General features: G+C 64.6%; 6 protein-coding genes and 1 pseudogene. 1 reads left to right on the top strand and 6 read right to left on the bottom strand.

All coding sequences use genetic code 11. From position 1 onward, the window contains the following. From EPO55_RS26075 to rpsL, 4 genes are all read right to left on the bottom strand, one after another. On the bottom strand, positions 1 to 119 hold a 119-nt coding region (locus EPO55_RS26075; RefSeq protein WP_296340008.1), incomplete at its 3' end, for a GTP-binding protein. A gap of 45 nt (positions 120 to 164) precedes the next feature. Further along, positions 165 to 2,270: an elongation factor G gene (fusA, locus tag EPO55_RS26070; RefSeq protein WP_296340551.1), complete on the bottom strand. Its 2,106-nt coding sequence runs from the start codon at positions 2,268 to 2,270 to the stop codon at positions 165 to 167. Between the two features lie 35 nt (positions 2,271 to 2,305). Further along, positions 2,306 to 2,776 (bottom strand): 30S ribosomal protein S7, encoded by a 471-nt coding sequence (rpsG, locus tag EPO55_RS26065; RefSeq protein WP_296340550.1) that lies wholly within the window; start codon positions 2,774 to 2,776, stop codon positions 2,306 to 2,308. 17 nt (positions 2,777 to 2,793) lie between these two features. Next, positions 2,794 to 3,165 carry a 30S ribosomal protein S12 gene (gene rpsL / locus EPO55_RS26060; protein WP_296340548.1) on the bottom strand — a complete coding sequence of 124 codons (372 nt, stop codon included), beginning with the start codon at positions 3,163 to 3,165 and terminating at the stop codon, positions 2,794 to 2,796. A gap of 614 nt (positions 3,166 to 3,779) precedes the next feature. On the opposite strand from rpsL, the gene EPO55_RS26055 reads away from it, so the two are divergent. After that, on the top strand, positions 3,780 to 4,364 hold the full coding sequence (locus EPO55_RS26055) for a GNAT family N-acetyltransferase (protein WP_296340546.1): 585 nt from the start codon (positions 3,780 to 3,782) through the stop codon (positions 4,362 to 4,364). Positions 4,365 to 4,668: 304 nt separating this feature from the next. Here the strand turns inward: EPO55_RS26055 and rpoC are convergent, their stop codons facing one another. Beyond that, a complete protein-coding gene (gene rpoC, locus EPO55_RS26050) occupies positions 4,669 to 8,838 on the bottom strand; it encodes a DNA-directed RNA polymerase subunit beta' (RefSeq protein WP_296340544.1) in 4,170 nt (1,389 codons plus the stop codon). A 59-nt stretch (positions 8,839 to 8,897) separates the two neighbouring features. Continuing rightward, positions 8,898 to 10,517, bottom strand: a pseudogene (locus EPO55_RS26045) (DNA-directed RNA polymerase subunit beta); the annotation flags it as partial.

The following is a 10,517-nucleotide window of genomic DNA, read 5'->3' as shown; positions in this document are numbered from 1 at the left end:
CCCGTCTTCGCAAGGATCTTCGTGATCGCTGCCGTCAACGACGTCTTGCCGTGATCGACGTGACCGATCGTCCCGATGTTGCAGTGCGGCTTGTTCCGCTCAAACTTCGCCTTCGTCATGGTCTTGGTCCCTAATCAATCGGTCCTAGTCAAATCGGCAGCTTCTCAGCCCGCCAGCTTAGCGACGACTTCGTCCGCGACGGCCTGCGGCACAGGCGCGTAGTGGTCGAACGTCATGGTGTAGGCCGCGCGACCCTGGGTCATCGACCGCAGCGTGTTCACGTAGCCGAACATGTTGGCCAGCGGCACCATGGCATCGATGACCTGGGCGTTGCCGCGGGCATCCATGCCGAGGATCTGGCCGCGCCGGCTGTTCAGATCGCCGATGCAGTCGCCCATGTAGTCGTCAGGCGTCACCACCTCGACCTTCATGATCGGCTCGAGCAGCTTGCACTGCGCCTTGGCAAGCCCCTCGCGGAAGGCCGCCCGGGCAGCGATTTCGAAGGCCAGCACGCTCGAGTCGACGTCATGGTAGTTGCCGTCGACCAGGACCGCCTTGAAGTCGATCGTCGGGAAGCCAGCCAGCACGCCGGTTTCACGCGAGGCCGCCAGGCCTTTTTCGACGCCGGGAATGAATTCCTTGGGAATCGAGCCGCCGACAATCTTGTTCTCGAAGCTGTAGCCCGAGCCCGGCGCACCCGGCTCGAATACGATCTTCACGCGCGCGAACTGGCCGGAGCCGCCGCTCTGCTTCTTGTGGGTGTAGTCGATCTCGGCCTTGCGGCCGAGCGTCTCGCGATAGGCGACCTGCGGAGCGCCGACATTGGCGTCGACCTTGTAGGTACGGCGCAGGATGTCGACCTTGATCTCGAGATGGAGCTCGCCCATGCCCTTGATGACGGTCTGTCCCGTCTCCGGGTCGGTCGTGACGCGGAATGTCGGATCTTCCTGGACGAGACGGCCGAGCGCCTGGCCGAGCTTCTCCTGGTCGGCCTTGGACTTCGGCTCGATGGCGAGCTCGATGACCGGATCGGGGAAGTCCATCTTTTCGAGGATCACCGGATGGTCCGGATCGCACAGCGTATCGCCGGTGGTGACGCTCTTGAGGCCGGCCAGGGCGATGATGTCGCCGGCGCGGGCTTCCTTCACGTCTTCGCGGTTGTTGGCATGCATCAGCAACATGCGGCCGATACGTTCCTTGCGGTCCTTGGTGCTGTTGAGCACGCCGCTCGACGATTCGAGCACGCCCGAGTAGACGCGGGCGAAGGTGAGCGAGCCCACGAACGGGTCGGTCATGATCTTGAAGGCCAGCGCCGACATCGGCGCTTCGTCGTTCGTCGGCAGCGTGATCGGCTCGTCGGTGCCCATCTTGATGCCCTTGACGTCGGCCACGTCGTTCGGCGCCGGCAGGTAGTTCACCACCGCGTCGAGCATGGGCTGCACGCCCTTGTTCTTGAAGGCCGAGCCGCACAGCACCGGAACGAACGCGTAGGAAATCGTGCCCTTGCGGATACACTTGATCAGCGTGTCGTAGTCGGGTTCCTCGCCGTCGAGGAACTTCTGCATCGCCTCGTCGTCCTGTTCGACAGCCATGTCGATCAGCTTGGCGCGATACTCCGCGGCCTTTTCCTTCATATCGGCCGGGATCTCGACGACCTCGAACTTCGCGCCCAGCGTCTCTTCCAGCCAGATGATGGCCTTGTTGGAGACCAGGTCGACCAAACCCTTGTAGTCGGACTCGGAACCGATCGGGAGCTGCGTCACCAGCGGCTTGGAACCGAGGCGATCGACGATCATGTCGACGGTGCGATAGAAGTTTGCGCCGGTCCGGTCCATCTTGTTGACGAAGCAGATGCGCGGCACGCCGTATTTGTCGGCCTGGCGCCACACGGTCTCGGACTGCGGCTCGACGCCGGCCACCGAGTCGAATACGCAAACCGCGCCGTCGAGCACACGCAGCGAACGCTCGACCTCGATCGTGAAGTCGACGTGGCCGGGCGTGTCGATGATGTTCACGCGATAGCTGACGTCCTTGTACGGGCCGGTCTCGACCTTCCAGAAGCACGTGGTCGCGGCCGACGTGATCGTGATGCCGCGCTCCTGCTCCTGCTCCATCCAGTCCATCGTCGCGGCGCCATCATGGACTTCGCCGATCTTGTGCGACTTGCCGGTGTAATAGAGGACGCGCTCGGTGGTCGTCGTCTTGCCGGCATCGATGTGCGCCATGATACCGATGTTGCGGTAGTGCGCGATGGGGGTGGTACGAGCCATGGACTGGGCTTTCTGGGAGGGGACTTGAGACGCGCTTACCAGCGATAATGCGCAAACGCCTTGTTGGCGTCGGCCATCTTGTGCGTGTCTTCGCGTTTCTTGACCGCGTTGCCGCGGCGGTTGAAGGCGTCGAGCAGCTCGGCCGAGAGCTTCTCGGTCATGCTGTGGCCCGAGCGGTCGCGGGCGGCCTGGATGATCCAGCGAATGGCCAGCGCCTGGCGGCGCTCCGGACGGACTTCGACGGGCACCTGATAGGTGGCACCGCCGACGCGGCGCGAACGGACTTCGACGGCCGGCTTCACGTTCTCCAGCGCCTCGTGGAAGGCCGGGACCGGATCCTGCTTGAGCTTGCTCTGAACCTCGTCGAGGGCGCCGTAGACGACACGCTCGGCGACCGACTTCTTGCCACGCTCCATGAGCGTGTTCATGAACTTCGAGAGAACGATGTCGTGATACTTGGCGTCCGGAAGGACTTCACGCTTTTCAGCGGCGCGACGGCGAGACATGTGTGCTTCCTCCCGCCTTACTTCGGACGCTTCGCGCCGTACTTCGAACGGCGCTGCCTGCGGTCCTTGACACCCTGGGTATCGAGGGTGCCGCGAATGATGTGATAGCGAACGCCCGGAAGATCCTTGACGCGGCCACCACGGATCATGACGACCGAATGTTCCTGCAGATTGTGGCCTTCGCCGGGAATGTAGCTCACCACCTCGTAGCCGTTGGTGAGGCGGACCTTGGCGACCTTGCGGAGCGCCGAGTTCGGCTTCTTCGGGGTCGTCGTGTAGACGCGGGTGCAAACGCCACGCTTCTGCGGGCAGGCCTGGAGCGCCGGCACCTTGTTGTGCGACGTGAGGCCGTGGCGCGGCTTGCGGATCAACTGGTTAATCGTCGGCATAGAATTTCGGTTTCCTTAACGCCGTCTCGGGTCCGCCCACATCAGCACCGTGGCGCAAAGCAAATACGCGGGCATAGCGGCAAGAGCGCAGCCCCGCGCGAAGGAAAAGCTTTGCGGCCAAAAGGCCTGACTTGTAGCGGTCCTCGACGTCAGGCTGTGTCTAGGCTTGTCGGCCTACTAACCAGCCCCCCGGCGAGGTGGCGCGCTTATATGATTGCCGCGCCGGGGCGTCAAGCACGCTTCTCATTGATATCCTTGGCTATTCCTCGCCTGCATCCGACGACTCGTTCCTGACTCGGCGTCGCAAGGCCACGCAAGAATCTTATAACCACATCTTGTGGTCTGCCTCGTCACGGCCACAAGTTTACTTCGCGCGCCATGTGCGCTATGTCCGCTGCCATGTTGCGTCAAGACCCGCGTATGACCTCGGCTACCAAAGGTACCTCCTTTGGGGCGGGGAAAGTTGCGCGCGTTCTGATCTAGAAGCCGACTTGAAAACCCTGACCCCGCCGCGAAGGTCGGGGTCAACGCAACGGGTCCCGCCCCTCCGGCCAACGGAAGCGAGACCCACGATGCCACCCGCCCGGCTACCCTCCAGTCCTCCGTCCAGGCCCATGCCGCCGACACCCGTGCTCGAGACACGGCGCCTCGTCCTGCGTCCCGTGCGCAGCAAGGACGCGCCTGTGATCCAGCGCCGGTTCCCCAAATGGGAGATCGTGCGCTGGCTGAACGCCGGGATTCCCTGGCCCTACCCCGCAGACGGCGCCGCGGCCCATGTCGCGATCTGCCTCGAGGCGATGGCACGGGGCCAGAAGTCCCATTGGGCGATCATCCCGAAGTCGGGCCCGGCCGATCTGATCGGCCGCATCGACCTCTGGCCGGACGACGACGTGAGCCGCGACCAGCGCGGCTTCTGGCTGGACCCCGAGTTCCACGGCAAGGGCCTGATGACCGAGGCGGCCGAACGGGTGACGCGATACGCCTTTTGCGACCTCGGCTGGCCGCATCTGTGGCTCAGCAACGCACAGGACAACCATGCGTCGCGCCGCATCAAGGAAAAGCAGGGCGCCCAGCTGGTCGATCTGATGATCGGAGAGTATGTCGCCGGCCGGGGACCGCAAATGGTCTGGCAACTCCGCCGCGAGGACTGGCTGGCACGGGATTTCCTGAAAGTTGCAACTTCAGCAGGTTTAAGCTAGATTTTCTGCCATGATGGGAGACGCCCGACGGAGAAATCCGCCGGGCGTTTTTTTTGGTCCACTCCAGGTCTCTTGCGGCGGTGATTTTACGGACACTCATCGGGCGCAGCGGCCGGCGCCGGTGGCACGGTCTGTCAGGGAGCGATCAGGCAGCCGGATCAAGGGGTTGACCTCGGTTCATGGCACAAGGTGCGGGACACCGCGTGGCACAACGAGGTGTGCCGGGAAATGGTCCACTCGGGGCCCAAAAAGAAAGGCCGCCCCCTTCCGGGGACGGCCTTCGATTTGTGCGATCGGGCGACGATCAGTCGGCCGCCCGCTCCTCTTCGAGGGTCGGCACCGGCCGGTCCTCGCCGTCCGCGCCGGCGGCCAGGATGGCCCGGTCGCGCTGGGCGGCGATCGCCTTCATGCGGTTCACGACTCCGCCGGTACCCGCCGGGATCAGGCGGCCGACGATGACGTTCTCCTTGAGACCCTGCAGCGTGTCGACGCGGCCGGACACGGCCGCCTCGGTCAGCACCCGGGTGGTCTCCTGGAAGGAGGCCGCCGAGATGAACGACTTGGTCTGCAGGCTCGCCTTGGTGATGCCGAGCAGGACTGGATCGGCCTTGGCGAGCTTCAGCTTCTCGGAAGCAAGCTTGGCGTTCTCCATCTCGTATTCCTGCTTGTCGATCTGCTCGCCGATCAGGAACGTCGAGTCGCCGGCGTCGGTGATCTCGACCTTCTGCAGCATCTGACGCGCGATCGTCTCGATGTGCTTGTCGTTGATCTTCACGCCCTGCAGGCGATAGACCTCCTGGATCTCGTTGACCAGGTACTCGGCCAGCTTCTCGATGCCCAGCACGCGCAGAATATCATGCGGCACCGGGTTGCCGTCGATCAGGAGGTCGCCGCGCTCCACGAAGTCGCCTTCCTGGACCGCGATGCGCTTGCCCTTCGGGATCAGGTACTCGACGGGCTCGGCTTCGCCCTCCGGCACGATCACGACACGGCGCTTGTTCTTGTAGTCCTTGCCGAACTCGATGCGGCCCGAGATGTCGCAGATGATCGCGAAATCCTTGGGCTTGCGCGCTTCGAACAGCTCGGCCACGCGCGGCAGGCCGCCCGTGATGTCGCGGTTCTTGCCGCCCTCGCGCGGGATACGCGCGAGGATGTCGCCGGCATGGACTTCCTGGCCGTTCTCGACCGACAGGACCGAGTCGACCGAGAGCAGGTAGCGGGCCTCCTGGCCGTTGGCGAGCACGATGGGCTTGCCCTCGGCATCGTGGATGGCGATGCGCGGACGCAGGTCGCCGCCGCGCGGCTGGCCCTTCCAGTCGACGACGACGCGGTTGGAAATGCCGGTCGAGTCGTCGATCACCTCGCGCATCGACACGCCCTCGACGAGGTCGACGTAGACTGCCTTGCCCGCCTTCTCGGTGATGATGGGAAGCGTGTAGGGGTCCCATTCGGCGAGCTTCTGGCCCTTGTGCACGGGCACGTCGTTGTCGACCAGCAGGCGCGCGCCGTAGGGCACGCGGTGCTTGGCACGCTCGCGCTGGGCGCCGTCGATCAGCACCAGTTCGGTGTTGCGGCCCATAACGACCGGCACGCCCTGGCTGTTGACGACGACGTTGCGGTTGCGCACCTGGATGCGGCCGTCATGGCTCGCCTCGATGGCCGACTGCTCGGCGCCGCGCTGGGCCGCACCGCCGATATGGAAGGTACGCATGGTAAGCTGCGTGCCCGGCTCGCCGATCGACTGGGCGGCGATGACGCCCACCGCCTCGCCGATGTTGACCGGGGTGCCGCGCGCCAGATCGCGACCGTAGCACTTGCCGCAGACGCCGATCTTGGTGTCGCAGGTGAGCACGGACCGGATGCGCATTTCCTCGATGCCGGCCTTGTCGATCTGCTCGATCGTGACCTCGTCGATCAGGTCGCCGGCCTTGCAGATCACCGTGCCGTTCAGCGGATCGACGACGTCGTCGAGCGCCGTGCGGCCGAGCACCCGCTCGGAGAGAGGCTCGATTACGTCGCCGCCGTCGACCACAGCACGCATCGTGAGGCCGCGCGTGGTGCCGCAATCGGGCTCGAAGATGATGCAGTCCTGCGCCACGTCGACCAGTCGACGGGTGAGGTACCCCGAGTTCGCGGTCTTGAGCGCGGTGTCGGCCAGGCCCTTGCGCGCGCCGTGAGTGGAGTTGAAGTACTCCAGCACCGAGAGGCCTTCCTTGAAGTTGGAAAGGATCGGCGTCTCGATGATCTCGCCCGAGGGCTTGGTCATCAGGCCGCGCATGCCGGCCAGCTGCTTCATCTGCGTGGTCGATCCGCGCGCACCGGAGTGCGCCATCATCCACACGGAGTTGACCGGCTTGCCGGGCGTGGGCGTCGAAATGCCCTTCATCATCTCCTCGGCGACGCGATCCGAGCAACGCGACCAGGCATCGACCACCTTGTTGTACTTCTCGCCCGAGGTGATCAGGCCGTCCTGGTACTGCTGCTCGAACTCCTTCACTTCCTTGGTGGTCTGGGCGACCAGCTTCACCTTGGCGGCGGGGATGACGAGGTCGTCCTTGCCGAAGGAAATGCCGGCGCGGCAGGCGTGATAGAAGCCCAGCCCCATCAGGCGGTCGGCGAAGATCACCGTGTCCTTCTGGCCGCAGTGGCGATAGACCGAGTCGATGACGTTCTGCAGGTCCTTCTTCGTGAGAAGCCGGTTGATCAGCGAGAACGGCAGGTTGGGATGCTTGGGCAGGATCTGCGCCAGCAGGATGCGGCCCGGCGTGGTCTCGACCACCCGGTTCGCCAGCACGCCCTTGTCGTCGTAGGCCTCGAGACGCATCTTGATCTTGCTGTGCATCGTGATCGAGCGCTTGTGCAGCGCATGCTCGAGTTCGCCGATCTCGGCGAACAGCGAGCCCTCGCCCACTTCGCCGTCGCGCTCGAGCGTGATGTAGTAGATGCCGAGCACGATGTCCTGCGACGGCACGATGATCGGCTTGCCGCTGGCGGGCGAGAGGATGTTGTTGGTCGACATCATCAGCACGCGCGCCTCGAGCTGGGCTTCCAGCGACAGCGGCACGTGCACCGCCATCTGGTCACCGTCGAAGTCGGCGTTGAAGGCCGTACAGACCAGCGGATGGAGCTGGATCGCCTTGCCCTCGATCAGCACCGGCTCGAAAGCCTGAATGCCGAGACGATGCAGCGTCGGCGCGCGGTTCAGCAGCACCGGATGTTCGCGGATGACCTCTTCGAGGATGTCCCAAACTTCGGGACGCTCCTTCTCGACCATGCGCTTGGCAGCCTTGATGGTGTTGGCCATGCCGTAGGCCTGGAGCCGCGAGTAGATGAACGGCTTGAACAGCTCGAGCGCCATCTTCTTGGGCAGGCCGCACTGGTGCAGCTTGAGCTCGGGACCGACCACGATGACCGAGCGGCCGGAGTAGTCGACGCGCTTGCCGAGCAGGTTCTGGCGGAACCGGCCCTGCTTGCCCTTGAGCATGTCGGAAAGCGACTTCAGCGGGCGCTTGTTGGCGCCGGTGATGACGCGGCCGCGGCGGCCGTTGTCGAACAGGGCGTCGACCGACTCCTGCAGCATGCGCTTCTCGTTGCGCACGATGATGTCGGGCGCGCGCAGCTCCATCAGACGCTTGAGACGGTTGTTGCGGTTGATGACGCGGCGATAGAGGTCGTTGAGATCCGAGGTGGCGAAGCGGCCACCATCGAGCGGCACCAGCGGGCGCAGCTCGGGCGGGATCACCGGCACCAGCTCGAGGATCATCCATTCCGGGCGGGCGCCGGACTCGATGAAGCTCTCGCAGAGCTTCAGGCGCTTCACCAGCTTCTTGCGCTTGGCCTCCGACGTCGTCTCGCGCAGCTCCTCGCGCAGGCGCGGCCGCTCCTCGTTGAGGTCGATGACCTGCAGCATGGCGCGGATCGCCTCGGCGCCGATGTCGGCGCGGAACGAATCGTCGCCGTACTCGTCGAGCGCGTTGAGGTACTGCTCCTCGTTGAGGAGTTCACGGTACTTGAGCGGCGTCAGACCGGGCTCGGTAACGACGTAGTTCTCGAAGTAGAGGATGCGCTCGAGGTCGCGCAGCGTCATGTCGAGCAGCAGCCCGATGCGGCTTGGCAGCGACTTCAGGAACCAGATGTGGGCGACCGGCGAGGCCAGCTCGATGTGGCCCATGCGCTCGCGCCGCACCTTGGTCAGCGTCACTTCGACGCCGCACTTCTCGCAGGTAATGCCGCGGAACTTCATGCGCTTGTACTTGCCGCACAGGCACTCGTAGTCCTTGATCGGTCCAAAGATGCGGGCGCAGAACAGGCCATCGCGCTCCGGCTTGAAGGTCCGGTAGTTGATGGTTTCCGGCTTCTTGATCTCGCCGTGGCTCCAGGCGCGGATGCGCTCGGGGCTGGCGATCGAGATGCGAATCTCGTCGAAGGTCGGAGTGCCCTGCGGCTGGCCCAGTACGTTGATGAGGTCGGTCATTTATATGGTCCTACGGTTTCGTTGGACTTAATTCGCGAGGGAGAAGAGGTCGGCCACGCTCACGTGGCCGACTGGTTCAGTTCGACGTTGAGGCCGAGCGAGCGCAGCTCCTTGACCAGAACGTTGAAGGATTCGGGGATACCCGCCTCGAACGTGTCGTCGCCGCGCACGATGGCCTCGTAGACCTTTGTGCGGCCGGCGACGTCGTCCGACTTGACGGTGAGGATCTCCTGCAGCGTGTAGGCGGCGCCGTAGGCCTCGAGCGCCCAGACTTCCATCTCGCCGAAGCGCTGACCGCCGAACTGCGCCTTGCCGCCCAGCGGCTGCTGGGTAACGAGGCTGTAAGGGCCGATCGACCGCGCGTGGATCTTGTCGTCCACGAGATGGTGCAGCTTCAGCATGTAGATGTAGCCGACGGTCACCTTGCGATCGAACGGTTCGCCGGTGCGGCCGTCGACCAGGGTGACCTGACCCGACTTGTCGAGGCCGGCCATCTCCAGCATGTCGACGATGTCGGGCTCGTGCGCACCGTCGAACACCGGCGATGCAAACGGCACGCCCTTGCTGAGGTTGCGCGCCAGCTCGAGCGTCTGCTCGTCGTCGAGGTCGGCGATGTCGGCCTTGAACGACTTCTCGCCGTAGATCTCACGCAGGGTCTTGCGGACCTGCGCCATCGACGCCTCGCGCGCGCCGTTGACCATGTCGCCGATCTTCTTGCCGAGACCCGCCGCGGCCCAGCCGAGGTGGGTCTCGAGGATCTGACCGACGTTCATGCGGGAAGGCACGCCGAGCGGGTTGAGCACGATGTCGACCGGCACGCCCTCCTCGAGGTACGGCATGTCTTCCAGCGGCATGATGCGCGAGATGACGCCCTTGTTGCCGTGACGGCCGGCCATCTTGTCGCCCGGCTGCAGCTTGCGCTTGGTGGCGACGAAGACCTTGACCATCTTCATCACGCCCGGCGGCAGCTCGTCGCCGCGCTGCAGCTTGTCGACCTTGCTGTCGAAGCGGTCCTGCAGGCGCTTCATCGACTCGTCGAACTGCTTGTTCGACGCTTCGAGCTCGGACTGCCGCTTGTCGGTCTTGACCGCGATCTGGCGCCACTGGCCCGGCGTGTACTCGCCCAGCACCTTGTCGTTGATGCGCGTGCCCGGCTTCAGGCCCTTGAGCCCGCCGGCCACCGTCTGGTTCATCAGCATTTCCTGGATCTGGCTGTAGAAGCTGCGTTCCAGGATGGCCTTTTCGTCGTCGCGGTCCTTGGCCAGACGCTCGATCTCGTCACGCTCGATGGCGAGCGCGCGCTCGTCCTTGTCGACGCCGCGGCGGTTGAAGACGCGGACCTCGACCACGGTGCCTTCGACGCCCGGCGGCACCTTGAGAGAGGTGTCGCGCACGTCGGCCGCCTTTTCGCCGAAGATGGCGCGCAGCAGCTTCTCTTCCGGCGTCATCGGGCTTTCGCCCTTGGGCGTCACCTTGCCCACCAGGATGTCGCCGGCGTTCACTTCGGCGCCGATGTAGACGATGCCCGCCTCGTCGAGGTTCTTGAGCGCTTCCTCGCCGACGTTCGGAATGTCACGGCTGATTTCCTCCTGGCCGAGCTTGGTGTCGCGGGCCATGACCTCGAACTCCTCGATGTGGATCGAGGTGAAGACGTCATCGCGCACGATGCGCTCGGAGAG

The organism is Reyranella sp., assembly GCF_004296935.1.
In the GTDB taxonomy this organism is placed as follows: Bacteria; Pseudomonadota; Alphaproteobacteria; order Reyranellales; family Reyranellaceae; genus Reyranella.
The sequence above is the reverse complement of the archived record's forward strand: the minus strand, read 5'-3'. Positions and strand labels throughout refer to the sequence as shown.

Coding starts and splice junctions, on each gene's coding strand:
- fusA (WP_296340551.1), bottom strand. CDS start 2,270: ATGGCTCGTACCACCCCCATCGCGCACTACCGCAACATCGGTATCATG.
- rpsG (WP_296340550.1), bottom strand. CDS start 2,776: ATGTCTCGCCGTCGCGCCGCTGAAAAGCGTGAAGTCCTTCCGGACGCC.
- rpsL (WP_296340548.1), bottom strand. CDS start 3,165: ATGCCGACGATTAACCAGTTGATCCGCAAGCCGCGCCACGGCCTCACG.
- EPO55_RS26055 (WP_296340546.1), top strand. CDS start 3,780: ATGCCGCCGACACCCGTGCTCGAGACACGGCGCCTCGTCCTGCGTCCC.
- rpoC (WP_296340544.1), bottom strand. CDS start 8,838: ATGACCGACCTCATCAACGTACTGGGCCAGCCGCAGGGCACTCCGACC.